The organism is Coriobacteriia bacterium (assembly GCA_013334745.1).
GTDB lineage: Bacteria > Actinomycetota > Coriobacteriia > Anaerosomatales > JAAXUF01 > JAAXWY01.
Genome location: JAAXWY010000026.1, coordinates 17,239 through 34,681, shown reverse-complemented (window position 1 = coordinate 34,681; position 17,443 = coordinate 17,239). Strand labels below are relative to the sequence as shown.

The window sequence follows — 17,443 nt, the reverse complement described above, 5'->3', positions numbered from 1 at the left end:
ACCACGTGCGCTTCATGGGTACGACACCTGCCAACCTCGAGCAGTACTACGACCGCACGCTGACCATCAGCGAGGCGACCACGCTCAGTGCCGTGGCCGGCGAGTCGATCACGGTCTCAAGTGACCTGACGCCGATCGCACCGCCCAGCACGCAAGGCATCAGCGGCAACGTCACCAACCTGGGGGCGCCGCTCGATCACATCGTGGTCACGGCCTATGACGCGGTGACGCACAGAGACGTCAAGGGCGTCTACACCGACGCACTGGGCAACTACACGCTCGGCTCGCTGCCGGCGGGCTCCTACCACGTGCGCTTCATGGGCACGACGCCTGCAAGCCTGACGCAGTACTTCGACCACAAGGTCAACATCACCGACGCGGCCGTCGTGACGGTTACCGCCGGCCTGATGACGACGGTGTCTTCTGACCTGGCACCCACGACGCCTGTCACGGTCCAGACCATCTCAGGCACCATCACCAACGTCGGAGTGCCGATGAACCGTGTGGTGGTCACGGCATTCAACGCCACGACCCATGCCTACGTGCGTGGTGTGTTCACCAACGCACTGGGCGTCTACACGCTCTCGCTTCCTGCGGGCAGCTACCATCTGCGCTTCACGGGCATGACGCCGTCGAGCCTGACGCAGTACTACGACCACCAGAACCGCATCAGCAACGCGAGCGTCCAGGTCCTCGGATCCGGAGCGGAGCTGACGATAGACAGCGACCTGTCCGGAGCGATCACCCCGTAAGGGCGGCTGCCGGGCCGCTCACGCACTGGAGACCTCGCCGACCAAGCGGCGAGGTCTTCGTGCGCTTTGCGACGATTTCGGGCATCCTGCGTACGTTGCGTTCGTCGCGGCACCGGGTGATCTCGGCGACAAGGTGGGTGGATGACCGGCTACGAACATGGCGCTACAACGAAGCGACTGCCCGAGTGGCTTCGGCGGCCGATTGCTCGCACGGGCACCTTCGCGGCCGTCGATGGGATGCTCGAGGAGCTGTCGCTCAACACGGTCTGCCAGTCTGCGAAGTGTCCCAACCGTGGTGAGTGCTTCAGCAGCGGCACCGCGACGTTCCTTATCATGGGCGACGCGTGCACCCGCGGATGCCGTTTCTGCGCTGTTGAGACCCGTGTGCCGGAGCCGCTCGACGCCGATGAACCCGCTCGAGTTGCCGAGGCGGTCAGCCGACTGAAGCTGCGCCACGTCGTCATCACGTCCGTGACGCGCGACGACGTCGCCGACGGGGGAGCGGCGCACTTCGTCGCCACGATCGAGGCGGTGCGCAGCGCAGTTCCGGGTATCGCTGTCGAGGTCCTGACAAGTGACTTTGCGGGGGACGAGGCCAGCGTCGACGTGGTCGCGGCCGCTAGGCCCGACGTCTACAACCACAACATGGAGACGGTCCCGCGTCTCTACGCGCAGGTGCGACCGGGTGCCGTCTACGAGCGTTCGCTGCGCGTCCTGGAGCGCGTCCGAGAGACGCAGTCCGACGTTCCCACGAAGTCGGGCGTCATGCTCGGCCTGGGGGAGACCCCCGACGAGGTGCGCGATGTCATGCGCGACCTGCTCGCCCACGGCGTCACGATGCTGACACTCGGGCAGTACCTGCGTCCGAGCGCAGCGCATCTTCCCGTCGCCGAATTTGTGGAGCCGGAGGTGTTTGCGCAGCTCGCGCGCGACGCGTACGCGCTCGGGTTCTCGGCTGTCGCAAGCGCGCCGTTCGTGCGATCGAGCTACCACGCGCACGAGCTGGCCGATGAGGCGGGCCGACCGAGCAGCGGCTAGGTGACGGTGACCGCTCGGGGCTCCGCTGCGCGATCCCGCCCGGATGACTTCGCCTCAAGCAGTGCCGCGTCGGCGGTGGCCATCAGGAGGCCCGGCTCGGCGGTGTCGTACGCACGCGAGTAGGCACCTCCGATGCTGACCGTCAGCCGCACATTCTTCTCGGCGAACTCGATCTGCAGCGCGCGTACTGCGCTCAGCACCCGCTCCATCAGCGCCTGGAGCTCGACCTCGTCGGTGGCGGGGGCGATGATCGCGAACTCGTCGCCACCGTAGCGACCGACCACATCAGACGCCCGGACCACATCGCCCAGCGTCACGCCCACCGCGCGCAGCGCCTCGTCGCCGGCCAAGTGGCCGAACCGGTCGTTGATGCGCTTGAACTCGTCGACGTCGAGAATCACGACCGCGAGCGGATGGTGGTGCCGGTTGGCATGGGCGACCCAGTGACTCAGGTGCGAGAAGAACCCACGGCGGTTGTAGAGCCCCGTCAGTGCGTCTTGGGAGGCGAGCATCGAGAGTCTCTGCTGGTCTCGCAGTGAGCGGGCGAGCGCTCGGGCGAGGAAGTGGCTCAGCTCGCCTCGGCTGTGCCGGGCCTCGATCGTCCGGATCAGCCGCATGATGTGCTCGGAGTAGGCGTTGGGCGCATCGACGTTGCTGGTCGGGCTCACGAGCTCGATGAGCTGCGAGAACGCCGGGTCGAGCATGTAGAACTCGAGATGCGCTGCGAGGGCGAGCATCTCATCGACGCTGAGGCTCGCGAAGTCGGTGGGTAGCTCGGTGGCGACATCCTCGGCGAGTTGCGTGAGCGACTCGCGCAGGCCGGCTTCGTCCGAGAGCGGAGGAACCAGCCCCGCCTCCCAAGCGCCGAGCAGGTCGTTCCACCAGCCTACGTGTGACTTCTCGTCGGCGCGGAGCCGGCGAAACAGAGCACTGACTTCCTCGTCATCACAAGCCGCTTCAAGTTGCGCATAGGTCTCGATCGCGGCGGTGTCGAGCGAGATGCAAAGTTCGATGATGTCGCGCATGAACTACCCCATTCGCAGGAAGACCCAAGGGGATTGTGCCCCAACTGCTCGAAACACCCTCGCGCGGGACACAACGAGGCGTACCGTATACCAAGATAACAGCGGATTGTGTGCGCTAACCCTATGCATCATCGTGATGAGCGCTATATAGTGTGCTTGGGGGTCGCCGAGTGACGAGCTCGGTGGGTCTTCTTCATGGAAGTCCGAGGCGCATGCTCAGTAGAGTGTGCGCCTCGGCTTTTGTGCTCATGAACCCGTTGCGCGGTGGGTGAAGCCGCGCGCCGCGTGGCACTGCTGACGGGTAGAATGAAACACGATGACCGTTTGCGGCGCCCATCGTGGCCGCCGACAGCTCGATTCGAGAGGGGTTTGCGCGTGGACAGCATCGACGAGCTGGATATGTATGAAGCCGAGAAGCGGCTCAAGCTCTACAACGAGTATCAGGATGCGATCACGGTCTTCCAGTACTACGTTGAGACCGAGCTTCGCGCCTACCTCGCGAACGGCGTCGACGTCGAGCCTGTGCCGGCGCCGGGCGGCACGTACTTTCGGATCACGCTCACTGACGCGTGGATCTACGAGGCCGAGCGGCCTCAGCGCTTCGTGCCTGAGGTCGTGATCTACGAGGTCGGCCCGGTCCACGTGCAGAAGCTCCGCGGCGACGACGCGTAGGCCGAGCACCCCGTGCCGGAAGTCCCTGCCACCGTCGCAGCTGCCTCGGCTCGCGCCGACGAGCTGCGCCGCGAAATCGAGCATCACACATACCGCTACTACGCACTCGACGCGCCCGAGATAACCGATGCCGCCTTCGACTCGCTCGTGCGCGAACTCGAAGCGATCGAGGGGGCGTTCCCCTCGCTCGTGACCCCTGACTCGCCCACTCAACGCGTGGGCGTCGCCCCGAGCTCGCAGTTCACGTCGGTCGCCCACGCCTCGAGGATGTACTCGCTGGATAACGCGATGGACCTCGACGAGCTCGATGCCTGGCTCGCGCGCGTCCGCGACGCAGTGGGCGAGCGCCCGTGCGAGTTCGTCTGCGAGCTCAAGATCGATGGCAGCTCACTTGCGCTCACGTATGCGGGCGGCGCACTCGTGCGTGCCGCCACGCGCGGGGACGGACGCACCGGCGAGGACGTCACCGCCAACATCCGCACCGTGCGCGACGTGCCGCTTCGACTGCGTGATGAGGCTTTGAGCACGACGCCCGCACCACCCTCACGTCAGGAGTCGCTGTTCGGCGATGCGACGGAGACGCGGACGGCGGATGATGCCGCGCCGGCGAGTGGCCCCGCGGTGGAGGTTCGTGGCGAGGTCTACATGCCCAAGGCGAGTTTCGAGCGCTTGAACGAGGAGCAGGACCTCGCGGGTGCGTCACCCTTCGCCAATCCACGCAACGCCGCGGCGGGCAGCGTTCGGCAGAAGGACCCATCTATCACCGCAAGTCGCGATCTCGCCACGTTCATGTATGCGATCGCGGACCCGCGTGCTCTTGGTCTCGCGCGTCAGACAGACATCCTCGGCTGGCTTCGGTCGGCGGGCTTCCGAGTGAACCCGGACGTTGAGTCGTGTGCGGACCGCGAGGCCGTGCGCGCCTTCTGCGAAGGTGCGCTCGAGAAGCGCGACGAGCTGCCGTATGAGATCGACGGCGTGGTGGTGAAGATCGACTCGCTCGCTCTGCAAGACGAGCTGGGCTACACCAGCAAGGCGCCGCGCTGGGCGATCGCGTACAAGTTCCCGCCGGAGGAGAAGACCACAGTGCTGCGCGAGATCCGCGTGCAGGTGGGCCGCACAGGTGTGATGACGCCGTTGGCCGAGTTCGACCCGGTCGTCGTCTCAGGATCGACCATCGCCCGCGCGACGTTGCACAACGAAGACGAGATCCGCCGCAAGGACGTGCGCGTGGGCGACACCATCGTCGTGCGCAAGGCCGGCGACGTGATTCCCGAGGTCGTGGGGCCGGTGCCCGGCATGCGTCCGCCCGGCGCCATCGAGTGGACTGCGCCCGCGCACTGTCCCAGCTGTGGCGGTCCCACGTGGCGCGAGCCGGGTGAGGTGGCCGTGAGGTGCATCAACGCAGGCTGTCCCGCGCAGGCGCTCGAGCGTCTCGGCCACTGGGCGAGCCGAGGTGCCGCCGACATCGACGGCATGGGCACAGAGATCATCACGCGCCTGTTCGAAGTGGGCGTGCTCCACGACGTCGCCGACTTCTACACGCTTCATGCCGAGCAACTCGCCGCGCTCGACATGGGGCGCCTGAAGAAGGACGGCTCGCCGGTGCTTCTCGGGCCGGTCGTTGCCGAGAAACTCGTCGCGAGTATCGATGCCAGCCGTACACGGCCGCTTTCGCGGCTGCTCTTCGGTCTCGGGATTCGGCACGTGGGTGCGACCGTGGGCGAGGCGCTCGCAGCCGCGTTCGGCTCCGTTGAGGCAATTGAGGCGGCAGCGCGCACCGCACCGCTGCAGCCCGGCGATGGGCTTTCGATCGCGGCCGCACTTGCAGCCGACCCGCTGGCGAGCGTCGAGGGCATCGGCCCCAAGATAGCCGCGAGTATCCGCGCGTTCTTCGACAACCCCGACAACGTCGCCATACTCGCACGCCTTGCCCAGGGCGGAGTCCGTCTCGCCGAACAGCGCCGAGAGCCCACGCGTCCGCAGACGTTGGCAGGCATGACTTTCGTACTCACCGGAGCACTGTCGCGGTTCACGCGCGACGAGGCCGGCGCCGCACTCAAGGAGCTCGGAGCGAAGGTCTCGGGCAGCGTGAGCAAGAAGACGTCGTTCGTCGTGGTGGGCGAGGACGCCGGCAGCAAGTACGACAAGGCCGTGGAGCTCGGGGTCGCCGTGCTGTCCGAGGACGAGCTCGTGGCAATCCTGGAGACCGGCCAGCCGCCGTCGGTGGCGGGGAGCGCTTCGTGAGCGAGGCGGGCGTGGACGCGTACTCGGCCGATGCGCAGTTTGCCTGGCCGGTACGGCACGCGGTCGCATTGGTGCTGGCGGTAGCGGGGCTTGCGTTCCTGGGCGGCCGCGTCCTGCGCGCCGTCGCCAAGCTCGATTTCGAGCCGGCGATCGGGGCGTTCATCATCGTCTCGACGTACGTACTCGTCTACGGTATCCAGCTCGGCATCATCGCATTCGTGGCCTCTCGCCGAGGCGTGTCCTTCGCCGATTCTGTAGCGCTGAGGGCGGCACCTCGGCTGGCCGGTTGGATCGCGCTGTCCGTCGGTTTGGCTTTCATCCTGCGGCTCGTGGCGCTGGCCTACAGCGGGTTCATGGTGTGGCGCGGATGGCTGCTGCCGGGATGGGATGCCAATCCCCTCAAGTACTTCCCGCCCGGTATCGCCGGTGGCGTCGCGATGGTGCTCATCATTGTTGTGATGGCTCCGGTGGTCGAGGAGATGGTGTTCCGCGGAGTGTTCCTGCCGGCGCTCTCGGCCCGGGTCAGGGAGGCGTGGGCCATCGCGATCAGCTCAGCGGTGTTCTCCGCGATGCACCTCAACATGTTCGGGTTTCTCCCTGTGCTGTTTGTAGGCGTGAGTCTGGCTGTGCTTCGGCTGCGCTCGAAGTCGCTGTGGGCGCCGATCGCATGTCATGCGGCCTTCAACGGAATCGGGATCGCCGCCGTATTCCTCCTCAAGACCGGCGGTGCGGTGTGAGCGGCAGCGCGCAGAACCTCGCGATCCACGAGGAGCGCTGCGATCGCTGCGGTGCGTGCCCTGCCGCCTGTCCGAGGGGCGCGCTCAAGGTCGGTGCAGCGTTCATCTACGTCGACAGGCTCTCGTGCGACGGTTGCCTCGCATGCGTTCAGGTGTGCACGCGGGGCGCGATCCTCGGTCGGGTGGTTCCCACGCGCTCAAGCGCCGAGCAGACGAACGTTCCTCTGTCCGAGGTCACCCACGTCGTAGTTGGTTCGCGCGCCGAGGCCAAGGCGGTCCGCAAGGCCGCAGAGCGCGCCGCCAAGGAGCAGAAGCGCGCGGCAGCTCCCAAGAAGCTGCCGCCGAGCAAGGGCGGCGCGCAACCGCAGGCGCCCGTGGCGGCCCCGGTGCCCGCGCCCAGACCTCGCACCACGAAGGCGCAGTCCGCGGGCACCGAGGTCGCGCGGCAAGCCGCCCACGAGCGTCCCGCGCCCACGGCTGTGCGTGCGCCCGTCGCCACCGCGTGGACGCTCGTGGACGCGGGCGCGGTACTCGCGGTGATGCTGGTCAGCCTGGTCGCGAAGAACGCCGTGCTTGCGCTGCCGGCCGTCGGGCTGATGCCCGCGCTCGGGCAGATGGCGGTGCGCGCCGTGGTGCTTGCCGCCTACTACGTCATCCAGATCGCCGCGTTCGGGTGGCTTGCGGGTCGCCACGGGCTTCCTGTCGGAGAAGCGTTCGGTCTCGCTCGGCCGGGCAGCGCTCCAAGCCAAAGCGCGGCGGTCGATCGCCCCTCAACCATCGTGTCGGCGTTGCTGGTGGTCGCGGTGTTCATCGGCTGCGAGATCGTGTCGATCGGTTACGGGTTGTCGATGGAGGCGATGGGGATCGCCCGGCCCGAGCGCCTCTCGGGGGATCTCGCCGGGGTCTTCGGCGCCGGTCCCATCGGGCTTGCGCTCGCGGTGGTGCTCGTCGCCATCGCCGCGCCACTCGCCGAGGAGATGGCGTTTCGTGGCGTGATCCTGCCGGCGTTCGGTGAGCGCTTCGGGATGTGGGCCGGTATCGGCGTCTCGGCGGTGCTCTACGCCGGCTTCCATGCGGATCTCTGGCTGTTCGCGCCCACGGCCGTTCTCGGCGTGGCGCTCGGGTGGCTGACGTGGACCCGTCGCTCGCTGTGGCCCGCGTTCATCGTCCACGTGCTCTACAACACCGCTGCCGTCGCGGCGGCGTTCGCGACAGTTCGCTGAGAAACCGCACGGCTCGGCGTTGAGTATGATGGTACGCGTCTGTTTCTCGCCGCCTTACGGGTCGCGCGCGTAGCGCCCGTCGCACGAAAGGAACCGTAGCATGTCGCTTTCCGAGAGCGAGGTTCGCCACGTCGCGATGCTCGCCCGACTCGCCCTTACCGACGACGAGGTCGTCAGTCTTCAGGGCGACCTGAACTCGATCCTCTCGCACATCGACACCATCCAGCAGCTCGACCTGGCAAGCGTCGCGCCCACCGCGCACGCGATCCCCGTCGTTAACGTCACGCGCGAAGACGTCGTGGTGCCGGGCCTGTCGCGCGAGATGGCACTCATGAACGCACCCGCCGAGCAGGACGGCGCGTTCCTGATCCCGCAGATTACAGGCGGCGGTGATGACGCGTGAGCGACCTGAACCTCTCGGCGTGGACTGCGGCCGACATCACGGCAGCCATCGCCTCCAAGGAGTTCTCGGCACGCGAGGTCGCGGACAGTGCGCTGGCACGCATCGAGGCGCTTGAGGTCGACGTGCACGCGCTCAACCAGGTCACGCCCGACCTCGCGTACGCGGCCGCCGAGCGCGTGGACGCGCTCGTTGCGGCGGGGGAGACGCTGCCGGCGTTCGCCGGCGTTCCCGCGGCGTTCAAGGACAACATGAACCTCGTCGGCACGCGCACCACGTGCAGCAGCCGCATCCTCGCCAACTACGAGAGCGCGTACGACTGCACTGCGGTCGCGCGGATGGTCGCCGCCGGAGTGCTGCCCCTGGGCAAGTGCAACATGGACGAGTTCGCGTTCGGAAGCTCGGGTGAGACGAGCGCGACCGGGCCGGCGAAGAACCCGTGGGACCTCGGCCGTATCCCGGGCGGCTCGAGCGCGGGTAGCGCGGCCGCCGTCGCCGCGGGAATGGCGACCATCACGCTCGGCAGCGATACCGGTGGCTCGATCCGCCAGCCGGGTGCGATGACCGGCACCGTCGCGCTCAAGCCCACGTACGGTCGCGTGAGCCGCTACGGATGCGTGGCGTTCGCGAGCTCACTGGACCAGATCGGCCCGTTCTCTCGCACCGTCGAGGACAGCGCGAACGCGCTTGCGGTCATCTGCGGCAAGGACCCGATGGACGCGACCAGTGTCGAGCGTCCCGCGGAGGACTTCGTTGCTGCAACGCGTGACCCCGACGTCTCCGGCATGCGTATCGCAATCGTGCGCGACATGCTCGACATGGAGGGCGTGACGCCGGCCGTGCGTCAGAGCGTTCTGGACGCCGCTGCGCGCTTCGAAGCGATGGGAGCGACGGTTGGCGAGGTCGACCTGCCCACGAGCCAGCACGGGCTCTCGGCGTACTACATCATCGGTCCGGCTGAGGCCTCGAGTAACCTCGCGCGCTTCGACGGCATTCGCTACGGGCACCGCGTCGATTCGCCCACCGACACCCTCGACCTGTACATGCGCAGCCGCGCCGAGGGCTTCGGCACCGAGGCCAAGCGCCGGATCATGCTCGGCACCTACGCGCTGTCCGCCGGCTACTACGACGCGTACTACGGCCAGGCGCAGAAGGCGCGCACGCTCATCGCGAGCGAGTTCTCGGCCGCCTTCGCCGACTACGACGTCCTGCTCACGCCCACGTCTCCGCAGGTCGCGTGGAAGTTCGGCGAGAAGAGCGATCCGCTCACGATGTACCTCGCCGACATCTACACGATCCCGGTCAACCTCACCGGAAACTGCGCGATCAACGTGCCGTGCGGATTCGCCGAGGAGGACGGCGTGAAGCTGCCGATCGGTCTGCAGCTCATCGGCGACCACTTCGCCGAGGCCAAGGTCTTCCGGGCCGCCGCTGCCATCGAGCGCAATCTCGCACTCGACCTGCGCAGCCCGCTCGTGACCGGCGCGTAGCGCGACCACATCCCGCACGACGCAACGCAACTCAACTCAACAGGGAGGACCGCATCATGGCAACGAAGAGCGACTTCACGGCCGAGGAGTGGAATGTGCTCCAGATGGCGACCACCGGCACCGTGCTCTATCTCTCCACGATCGACGCCGGCTTCTGGGACACCTTCAAAGAGGCCGGCCATGCGGGCAAGTTCGTCGCGTCACAGGTGACCGGCGCCCCCAACCTGCTCGTGCGCGACCTCGCGCACGATGCGCGCGCCGACTACGCGAAGGGCGAGAAGCCCAACGCCAACGACATCGTCACTCCCACGCTCGAGCACATCGCGGCGGCCGCAGCGATGCTCGCCGAGAAGGCGCCCGAGGACCTTGAGGCGTTCAAGGGGTTCATCGTCTCGCTCGCAGAGACCGTCGCCGAGGCTGCCGGTGGTGTCAGTGACATCGAGGCCGGCGCGGTGTTCAAGATCAAGGAAGCTCTCGGCTAGGCGATTTCGCATCGTCGCCAAGGAGTAAGGTAGGCACCGCAGAGTGAAACTCCAAGCAAGTGGGGGAAGGGACGAACGATGAACAACAGACCGCAAGGGGTCACGATTCTCGCGTGGTTGGCGATCGTCGGGGGTGTGTTCGCGATCTTCGGTGCAATCGTTCTCGTGCTTGCGGGCATCGCTGCGATGTCTCTGGGCGTCGTCGCGGCCGGCGTAGGCGGGGTCAGCGAGGGTGCATCAGCCGCAGGCGCGGGCATCTTCGCACTCGTCTTCGGTATTTGGCTCGCGGTGCTCGCCGTCGTCGAGATCGGCTTCGGCATTGGTGCCCTCGGCCTTAAGCCGTGGGCGTGGACGATCGGCATCTACTGGTGCTACCTGTCCGCCGTATCCAACGTGATCGGCATATTCAACAAGGGTGGGCTGTTCAGCGCACTTATCGGCGTCGCGATCGCCGTTGCGATTCTGTACTACCTGTTCAGGGATGACGTGAAGGCCGTGTTCGGCAAGTCTGCGTCGATGCCGCCGTCGTTCCTCGTGCCGGTGTTCACCGCGATCGACGGTCAGCTCAACAAGAGCGCTGCACCGCGTCAGGGTGGCTACGCGCCGCCGGCTGCGCCACAAGCGCCGCCGAGCGACCAGACGCCACCTCCGCCCGCGCCGCCTGCACCTCCGGCGCCCCCCGCGCCGCCTGCGTAGAGGACGCTCACGACTCAGCAAACAGAAAGGGCGTCGACCACGCGGTCGGCGCCCTTCGCTTGTGACTTTGAATCGCAGCTACTTGTTTCGGTAGCGCGCGTTGATCGCCGAGATGAAGAACCAGCTGCCCACTCCCACCGCAGCAGCCCACGCGATGCGCGCGACCCAGATGAAGGCGACTGGCAACTCCGTCCGAGCGAGGATGAACGACAGCCCGATGACGAACGCCGAGACGACGAGCGCGAACGCAAGGCGGTTTGCCGTCTCCTCGAAGCGCTTCATGATCGGGTCGAACCCGGTAGGGTGCACCGCGATGCGGAACTCGCCCTGACCTGCGCGCCGAAGGAACCGCGTGAGTGTCTCGGGCAGGTCCTGACCGATGTTGACGAAGCGTCGCAGCGTCTGCACGAACGTGCGCGACAGCGCTGCCGGCTCGAGGCGTGCGGCTGTCAGCTTGCGGGCGAAGGGTTCGGTCACCGCCACGAAGTCGAAGTTCGGGTCGAGCAACCGGCCCAGACCCTCGAGGACCACGAGCGTCGTCATGAGCATCGCGAGCTCGCTTGAGAGCATGAGATGGTGGTTGCGGACGAGCGCCATCACCTCGTTGATCAGGTCGCCCATACGAATCTGGTCGAGCGACTTGTTGTAGTACTTGGTGATCAGGCGGCTGACCTCGCGCTCGAGTTCGGCGACGTCGATCTCACCGGGGCTTCCGGCAGCCGTGAACAGCGTGTCCACGGCGAGGGGCACATCGTCATCGACAATCGCCATGAACAGGTCTGCAAGCTGATCGCGGCCCACCTTCGAGATGGTGCCGCATCGCCCGAAGTCGGTGAAGGCGACGCGCCCGTCCTCGAGCGCCAGCAGGTTCCCCGGATGCGGGTCGGCGTGGTAGAAGCCGTGCACGAAGATCTGCTCGAGGTAGCAGTAGATGCCTCGCTGTGCGAGCTGCGCTCGGTCCATTCCGGCCTCGGAAAGCGCTTCCGGGCGGTTGAACGGCAGCCCGTCGAGCCGCTCGAGGGTGAGCACGCGCTTGGTCGAGAACTCCCAGAAGACCGTGGGGAAGGCGACCGTCTCGTCGTCGGCGAACATCTGTCCGAGCCGCTCGGCGTTGGCCCCCTCCGCGTGGTAGTCGAGTTCGCCTCGCACCGCCTCGGCGAACTCGCGCGTGATGCCGACGACGTCGTAGCGCGCGCCGAACTCGGAGTGCTGCGCCACGAAACGAGCCTGCGTCAGCAGAATGTCCAGGTCGACCGAGACCGTCTCCTCGACATTGGGCCGCTGCACCTTGACGACGACGTCGGTGCCGTCGGGCAGCGTCGCGCGGTAGACCTGTCCCAGCGAGGCCGCGGCCATCGGCGTGCGCTCAAACTCGAGGAAGACGTCGTCGATCGTTCCGCCGAGTTCGGCCTCGATGAGCGCGAACGCTTCCGCGTCCGGGAACGCCGCCACATCGTCTTGCAGGCAGCGCAGCTCTTCGATGATGTCGTCAGGAATCAGGTCGGGACGCGTGGAAGCGACCTGACCGAGCTTGACGAAGGTGGGGCCGAGCCGTTCGAGCGTATGCCGGAGCCTCAGTCCGATTGGCTGGCGCGTGTCGTGCTCAGGGCGCAGACGACGATGCACCGGCTGGAATCGGCGCAGGCCGGTGATGTCGAGCATATCGTCGAAGCCCTCATCGGCGAGTATCCCGACGATCTGTCGGTACCGCTCGAGGTGCTTATAGGGGGGCATCCTGTGTGGGCGCCGTGTCGGGCGCGCTAGGCGCTTGCGCCGTCGTCGGCGTCAGCCGGCTTCGGCACGGTGGCACCCTGGCTTGCGAGCATCGCCTTGAGCTCGGCGATCTGCGCCTTGAGCTCGTCAACCTCGTTTTTGGTGGCGACGCCGGAGGTCTTCATCACCTTGGCGGTCTCCGTCTCGACCGTCTTGCGAACGGCTTCCTGCTGCGTCTCAGCCATCTCGGATACCTTGTCGGCGACCTTCTTGGCCTCGGACTGCGACATCTTGCCGCGCTCGATGAGCTCTGCTGCGAAACCCTCGGCCTTCTCGCGCGAAACGTCGAGAACGCCAACCCCCATCAGGAACGCCTTCTCCATCAGGCCGGCGGGGTCGAACGGTACCTCGGTCTTCTTCTCGTCAGCCATGAGATCCTCCCAGTTTCACTTCAATTGCCAGGCACAGTACAGGTATACCCTTACACGCCCTCTGTGAGCACGCCAAGAATCGTGTCCAGCGCGTCATCAAGGTCAGTTTCCTCGATTACAAGCGGGGGAGCGAGTCTCAGCGTCGTCACGTGCGTGTCCTTGACGATGATGCCGCGCTCGAGCAACCGCTCGCAATAGGCGCGCGCCGGGGCAGCACCGGGCTTGAGCTCGACGCCGGCCCACAGGCCGACTCCACGCACTTCACGCACGATGCTCGGGGCCTCAGCGCGCAGCCGCGCCATCATGTGCTGCCCCAACGTACGCGAGCGCTCCTGGCACTCACCGGTCATGAGCAGGTCGAGCACTTCGCGTCCGATCGCGCAGGCTAACGGATTGCCGCCGAACGTCGATCCGTGGGTGCCCGCGGTCAGCACGCCGAGAACCTCTCGGCTGCCTGCAACCGCTGAGAGCGCGACGATGCCGCCGCCGAGCGCCTTCCCCAGGCAGTACAGGTCGGGCGACACATGCTCGAGATCGCACGCGAAAGAGGCCCCCGTGCGGCCGAAGCCGGACTGGATCTCGTCGGCGATCAGGAGCACGCGGTGCTCGGTGCACAGCTCACGAACGCTCGTGAGATAGCCCGCGGGCGGCACGATGACACCGGCTTCGCCCTGAACCGGCTCGACGAGGAACGCGACGACGTCAGGCTCATCGGCAAGCACGCGTGCGAGTGCCTCAGCGTCACCGTACGGAATCGCGATGAAGCCCGGCGTGAACGGCCCGAATCCGTCGCGTGCCGAGGGGTCGGTCGAGAAGCTGACGATGGTGGTCGTACGGCCGTGGAAGTTGTTCGCGCACACGACGACCTTGGCGCGACCGGGAATCACCCCGCGCACGTCATAGCCCCACTTGCGGGCGGCCTTCAGTGCGGTCTCGACGGCCTCCGCACCGGTGTTCATCGGCAGGGCCATCTCGGTGCCGGTCGCCATACACAACTGCGAGAGGAACGGCCCGAGCTGATCGTTGCGCATCGCACGCGACGTGAGCGTGAGTGTGTCGAGAGCTGTGTGGGCGGCGGCGATCAGCGCTGGGTGCCGGTGGCCGAAGTTCAGCGCCGAGTAGGCCGACAGGAAGTCGAGGTAGCGCTTCCCGTTGACGTCGGTCACCCAGGCGCCGAGCGCGGACGCGGCCACGATCGGTAGGGGATGGTAGTTGGGCGCTCCGAACGTGTTCTCGAGCGCCATGAGCCCTTCATCGGTCCTCGCCGGCGTCACCATGTGCGGCTCACGCTGCATTCCGGTGGCGGAAGCGCTCGGCGAGCGCCGCGAAGTCGGGCATGTCCGGCAGCGCGGGCAGGTTGATCCCCGGGCGCCAGCTCATGACCCGTCGTGCGCCGAGCACCAGCACGACCACGACGAGCGCGAAGCCGCCGAAGATCGCAGCCGCGATGATGAGCGCAGCCTTGGTCGACAACAGCACCTTGGTGTCGTCGGACAGGGTCGCCTTGGGCGCGAGCAACACGCCGACGAATCCCTTGCTGACCTGCGCATCTCCGGCGAGAAGTACGACGCCGCCGCCTTGCTCGATCGACAGTTGCTTGCCGACGATGATCGGGGCGACCGCTTGTGAGATCTCGAGGTCGCCCCCGGCGATGACTGCGCTGGTGTAGGACTGGCGAATGTTGATGTCGCCCTTCGCGTGCACGATCGGTGTCGCCGATGCGGTGATGGTCGCGTTGCCGCCCGCCGACACGAAGCCGACGGCACTGCCCACCGCTTCGAACTCCTCGGCGTGAGCGCTTGCGACGGCGCTCAGGCTCGCCTGGATCTTCGTGGCCTCGAGCGTTCCGGAGACGTGCGATGCCACGACCGGCGGCTGCTCGACAGCGACGGGCGTCTCGGCTGTCATGGTTTCGTCAAGTGCCATGGTAGGGCCTCCCAACAGGCTGTCGTATGTGCGCGAAGCCGGCGCGCGACGAGCGGTGCGCGTCAGCCTCACTGTATGTATACCCGCTCATCGCTGCGTGTGGCGCTCCTCTTGGTAGAATCGGATGCGCACGTCATTCGACCCCACCGCGCGCACGCCTGCTCACACGAGCGGGACCATGCGCCGACGCTCGTACGAGAAGGAGCCACACGTGGCCAAGGACCGCCTGCTCGAGGTTCTAAAGACCTGGGAAGCCGTTATCGGACTCGAGATACACACGGAACTGACGGCGCTACACACCAAGATGTTCTGCGGTTGCCCCGTGGCGTTCGGCGGCGAGCCCAACACCCGCGTGTGTCCCGTGTGCCTCGGCCTGCCGGGCGCGCTCCCGGTCCCCAACAAGGCCGCCATCGAGTCAACGGTGCTCTGCGGCCTTGCCACCAACTGCGAGATCGCGCGGTGGAGCCAGTTCCACCGCAAGCAGTACTTCTATCCCGACATGCCCAAGGACTACCAGATCTCCCAGTACGACCTGCCGTTTTGTGCTGACGGCCACGTCGATGTCGAGGTGGACGGCCCGCTGGTCTCCGAGCGCTGCGATCTCGACAACGCGCCGGACAACATCGAGGTCTTCGGGTGTGACGGCGGTTATCGCGCCCGCATCGGCATCACCCGCATCCACCTCGAAGAGGACACCGGCAAGATGGTGCACGTCGGAGGCAGCGAGGGTCGCATCAGCGGCGCCACGCACTCGCTCGTCGACTTCAACCGTGCGGGCACGCCGCTCATCGAGCTCGTGACCGAGCCCGATATCCGCACTCCTGAGGAGGCGCGCCGCTTCGCTCAGAAGCTGCGGCTCATCTGGCTGTCGCTCGGCATCTCCGACTGCAACATGGAGGAGGGCTCGATGCGCGTCGACGCGAACGTGTCGATTCGTCCGCGCGGCGAGACCGAGCTGGGTACCAAAGCCGAGCTGAAGAACATGAACAGCTTCAAGGCACTGCACGACGGTCTCGTCGCCGAGATCATCCGGCAGGTCGAACTCGTGGAGAGCGGCGGTGCGGTTGTGCAAGAGACGCGCCACTACGACGTGGGCGCCAAGCGCACGAGCTCGCTGCGAAGCAAGGAAGAGGCGCATGACTACCGCTACTTCCCCGAGCCCGACATGGTCCCCTTCGAGTTCTCCGAGGAGTTCATCGCCGGTGTTCGCGAGCGTCTGCCCGAGCTCCCCGACGCCAAGCACGCCCGTTTCTGCGCAGAGTACGGTCTGCCGACCCACGACGCGACGGTCCTGACCGGCGACTTCGACCTCGCGGAGTTCTTCGAGTCGGCGGTCACCATCGCGGGTCCCGAGCGCGCCAAGGCGATCAGCAACGTGATGCTAGGTGACCTGTCGGCGTATCTGAATGCGGCCGGCATCACCGTCGTCGACAGCAAGATCGTGCCCGGCATCGTCGCCGAGCTCGTCGCGCTCGTCGAGGACGGCACCATCAGCGGCAAGCAAGCCAAGGAGGTCTTCGCCGAGATGGCGGAGTCCGGGGATGCGCCCGGCGCCATCGTCGAGCTCAAGGGGATGCGGCAGGTCAGCGACGCCGGAGCCATCGAGGCCATCGTCGACCGTATCGTCGCCGACAACCCCGGCCAGGTAGCCGAGTACCGCGGCGGCAAGACCGGGCTCATCGGCTGGTTCGTGGGGCAGGTCATGCGCGAGATGGGCGGCCAGGCCAATCCTGCCGTCGTCAATGAGGTGCTCAGGAGCAAGCTGGACGCATAAGTCGGTCGCGCCTGCGCTATCCTCAAGCCCATGGACTACACGAACCCACTCGTTCTCGCGGCCCTCACGGGGCTCTTCACCTATCTCATGACCGCGGTGGGCGCTGCCGGCGTCTTCCTGCACCGCAATCCGTCCGCGCGGTGGATGGACGTGCTGCTCGGCTTCTCGGCCGGCGTCATGCTCGCCGCGAGCTTCTGGTCGCTGCTCGCGCCGTCGGTGGCGATCGCGCGCGATCGAGGCGGGCTCGTCTGGCTGCCCACCTCGCTCGGCTTCGCCGTGGGCGGACTGACGCTGTGGGGCCTGGACAAGGTCATGCCCCACATCCACTCACTGATGCCGGGCGTCCAGATCCACGAGGGCATCACCACCACATGGCGCCGCTCGACTCTGCTCGTGCTTGCAATCACGCTGCACCACATCCCCGAGGGTCTTGCCATCGGCGTCGCGGCCGGTGCTGCGGGAGCCGGCGTCTCGCATGCGAGCGTGGGGGCGGCGATCGCGCTTGGCCTGGGGCTCGGGCTGCAGAACCTGCCCGAAGGACTCGCCGTCTCGATGATGCTCTACCGCGAAGGCGCCTCTCGCCGCCGCGGCTTCTTCCTCGGGCAGATGACCGGCGCCGTCGAGCCGTTCGCGGCTGTCGCAGGCGCTTTGCTCGTGTCGCTCTCGACGGCGCTGCTGCCCTACGCGCTCGCCTTCGCCGCCGGTGCGATGGTCTACGTCGTCATCGAGGAGCTCATCCCCGAGTGCCAGCGGTCGGGCCATGCGGACGCCGCAGTTCTCGCCTCCATCGTCGGCTTCACGCTGATGACCGTGCTCGACCTCGCACTCTCCTAGCGCCTC

Annotated in this window: 17 protein-coding genes; 12 read left to right on the top strand and 5 right to left on the bottom strand. The window is 66.8% G+C overall.

Going from position 1 to position 17,443, the window contains the following annotated elements; all coding sequences use genetic code 11:
- Window positions 1-14: 14 nt before the first annotated feature.
- Both HGB10_07805 and lipA read left to right on the top strand, forming a co-directional pair.
- Window positions 15-752: a carboxypeptidase regulatory-like domain-containing protein gene (locus tag HGB10_07805; protein NTU71705.1), complete on the top strand. Its 738-nt coding sequence runs from the start codon at window positions 15-17 to the stop codon at window positions 750-752.
- A 141-nt stretch (window positions 753-893) separates the two neighbouring features.
- Entirely contained in the window at window positions 894-1,790 is an 897-nt protein-coding gene (gene lipA, locus HGB10_07800; GenBank protein ID NTU71704.1) for a lipoyl synthase, read from the top strand.
- On the opposite strand, the gene HGB10_07795 is transcribed toward lipA, so the two are convergent.
- Window positions 1,787-2,815, bottom strand: a complete 1,029-nt coding sequence (locus tag HGB10_07795; GenBank protein ID NTU71703.1) for a diguanylate cyclase — start codon at window positions 2,813-2,815, stop codon at window positions 1,787-1,789. The two genes, lipA and HGB10_07795, sit on opposite strands and share 4 nt — an antisense overlap.
- A gap of 375 nt (window positions 2,816-3,190) precedes the next feature.
- On the opposite strand from HGB10_07795, the gene HGB10_07790 reads away from it, so the two are divergent.
- From HGB10_07790 to HGB10_07755, 8 genes are all read left to right on the top strand, one after another.
- A complete protein-coding gene (locus HGB10_07790) occupies window positions 3,191-3,487 on the top strand; it encodes a DUF2469 family protein (GenBank protein NTU71702.1) in 297 nt (98 codons plus the stop codon).
- A 12-nt stretch (window positions 3,488-3,499) separates the two neighbouring features.
- Window positions 3,500-5,731 (top strand): NAD-dependent DNA ligase LigA, encoded by a 2,232-nt coding sequence (gene ligA, locus HGB10_07785; GenBank protein ID NTU71701.1) that lies wholly within the window; start codon window positions 3,500-3,502, stop codon window positions 5,729-5,731.
- Window positions 5,728-6,468, top strand: a complete 741-nt coding sequence (locus HGB10_07780) for a CPBP family intramembrane metalloprotease (protein ID NTU71700.1) — start codon at window positions 5,728-5,730, stop codon at window positions 6,466-6,468. Before ligA ends, HGB10_07780 begins: the two co-directional genes overlap by 4 nt.
- Window positions 6,465-7,691, top strand: a complete 1,227-nt coding sequence (locus tag HGB10_07775) for a CPBP family intramembrane metalloprotease (protein ID NTU71699.1) — start codon at window positions 6,465-6,467, stop codon at window positions 7,689-7,691. The genes HGB10_07780 and HGB10_07775 overlap by 4 nt, the downstream gene beginning before the upstream one ends.
- 100 nt (window positions 7,692-7,791) lie before the next feature.
- Window positions 7,792-8,094, top strand: a complete 303-nt coding sequence (gene gatC, locus HGB10_07770; GenBank protein ID NTU71698.1) for an Asp-tRNA(Asn)/Glu-tRNA(Gln) amidotransferase subunit GatC — start codon at window positions 7,792-7,794, stop codon at window positions 8,092-8,094.
- A gap of 5 nt (window positions 8,095-8,099) precedes the next feature.
- Window positions 8,100-9,581 (top strand): Asp-tRNA(Asn)/Glu-tRNA(Gln) amidotransferase subunit GatA, encoded by a 1,482-nt coding sequence (gatA, locus tag HGB10_07765; protein NTU71697.1) that lies wholly within the window; start codon window positions 8,100-8,102, stop codon window positions 9,579-9,581.
- Between the two features lie 56 nt (window positions 9,582-9,637).
- Window positions 9,638-10,063 (top strand): hypothetical protein, encoded by a 426-nt coding sequence (locus HGB10_07760; GenBank protein NTU71696.1) that lies wholly within the window; start codon window positions 9,638-9,640, stop codon window positions 10,061-10,063.
- A 78-nt stretch (window positions 10,064-10,141) separates the two neighbouring features.
- Entirely contained in the window at window positions 10,142-10,759 is a 618-nt protein-coding gene (locus HGB10_07755; GenBank protein ID NTU71695.1) for a hypothetical protein, read from the top strand.
- Between the two features lie 78 nt (window positions 10,760-10,837).
- Here the strand turns inward: HGB10_07755 and HGB10_07750 are convergent, their stop codons facing one another.
- From HGB10_07750 to HGB10_07735, 4 genes are read right to left on the bottom strand one after another with little or no spacing between them, the layout of a single operon-like run.
- Window positions 10,838-12,493 carry an AarF/ABC1/UbiB kinase family protein gene (locus tag HGB10_07750; protein NTU71694.1) on the bottom strand — a complete coding sequence of 552 codons (1,656 nt, stop codon included), beginning with the start codon at window positions 12,491-12,493 and terminating at the stop codon, window positions 10,838-10,840.
- A gap of 26 nt (window positions 12,494-12,519) precedes the next feature.
- A complete protein-coding gene (locus tag HGB10_07745) occupies window positions 12,520-12,903 on the bottom strand; it encodes a hypothetical protein (protein NTU71693.1) in 384 nt (127 codons plus the stop codon).
- A 50-nt stretch (window positions 12,904-12,953) separates the two neighbouring features.
- Window positions 12,954-14,180 (bottom strand): ornithine--oxo-acid transaminase, encoded by a 1,227-nt coding sequence (gene rocD / locus HGB10_07740; GenBank protein NTU71692.1) that lies wholly within the window; start codon window positions 14,178-14,180, stop codon window positions 12,954-12,956.
- 7 nt (window positions 14,181-14,187) lie between these two features.
- A complete protein-coding gene (locus HGB10_07735; GenBank protein ID NTU71691.1) occupies window positions 14,188-14,829 on the bottom strand; it encodes a hypothetical protein in 642 nt (213 codons plus the stop codon).
- A 178-nt stretch (window positions 14,830-15,007) separates the two neighbouring features.
- On the opposite strand from HGB10_07735, the gene gatB reads away from it, so the two are divergent.
- Both gatB and HGB10_07725 read left to right on the top strand, forming a co-directional pair.
- Window positions 15,008-16,603: an Asp-tRNA(Asn)/Glu-tRNA(Gln) amidotransferase subunit GatB gene (gene gatB / locus HGB10_07730; protein NTU71690.1), complete on the top strand. Its 1,596-nt coding sequence runs from the start codon at window positions 15,008-15,010 to the stop codon at window positions 16,601-16,603.
- Between the two features lie 30 nt (window positions 16,604-16,633).
- Complete coding sequence (locus HGB10_07725) at window positions 16,634-17,437, top strand: ZIP family metal transporter (GenBank protein NTU71689.1); 804 nt, start codon at window positions 16,634-16,636, stop codon at window positions 17,435-17,437.
- Window positions 17,438-17,443 lie beyond the last annotated feature (6 nt).

Bases quoted from the DNA above. Each gene is read 5' to 3' on its own strand.
- rocD (NTU71692.1), bottom strand. From the start codon at position 14,180: ATGGTGACGCCGGCGAGGACCGATGAAGGGCTCATGGCGCTCGAGAAC.
- HGB10_07755 (NTU71695.1), top strand. From the start codon at position 10,142: ATGAACAACAGACCGCAAGGGGTCACGATTCTCGCGTGGTTGGCGATC.
- HGB10_07760 (NTU71696.1), top strand. From the start codon at position 9,638: ATGGCAACGAAGAGCGACTTCACGGCCGAGGAGTGGAATGTGCTCCAG.
- gatC (NTU71698.1), top strand. From the start codon at position 7,792: ATGTCGCTTTCCGAGAGCGAGGTTCGCCACGTCGCGATGCTCGCCCGA.
- HGB10_07735 (NTU71691.1), bottom strand. From the start codon at position 14,829: ATGGCACTTGACGAAACCATGACAGCCGAGACGCCCGTCGCTGTCGAG.
- gatB (NTU71690.1), top strand. From the start codon at position 15,008: ATGCGCCGACGCTCGTACGAGAAGGAGCCACACGTGGCCAAGGACCGC.
- lipA (NTU71704.1), top strand. From the start codon at position 894: ATGACCGGCTACGAACATGGCGCTACAACGAAGCGACTGCCCGAGTGG.
- HGB10_07725 (NTU71689.1), top strand. From the start codon at position 16,634: ATGGACTACACGAACCCACTCGTTCTCGCGGCCCTCACGGGGCTCTTC.
- HGB10_07745 (NTU71693.1), bottom strand. From the start codon at position 12,903: ATGGCTGACGAGAAGAAGACCGAGGTACCGTTCGACCCCGCCGGCCTG.
- HGB10_07805 (NTU71705.1), top strand. From the start codon at position 15: ATGGGTACGACACCTGCCAACCTCGAGCAGTACTACGACCGCACGCTG.
- HGB10_07750 (NTU71694.1), bottom strand. From the start codon at position 12,493: ATGCCCCCCTATAAGCACCTCGAGCGGTACCGACAGATCGTCGGGATA.
- HGB10_07795 (NTU71703.1), bottom strand. From the start codon at position 2,815: ATGCGCGACATCATCGAACTTTGCATCTCGCTCGACACCGCCGCGATC.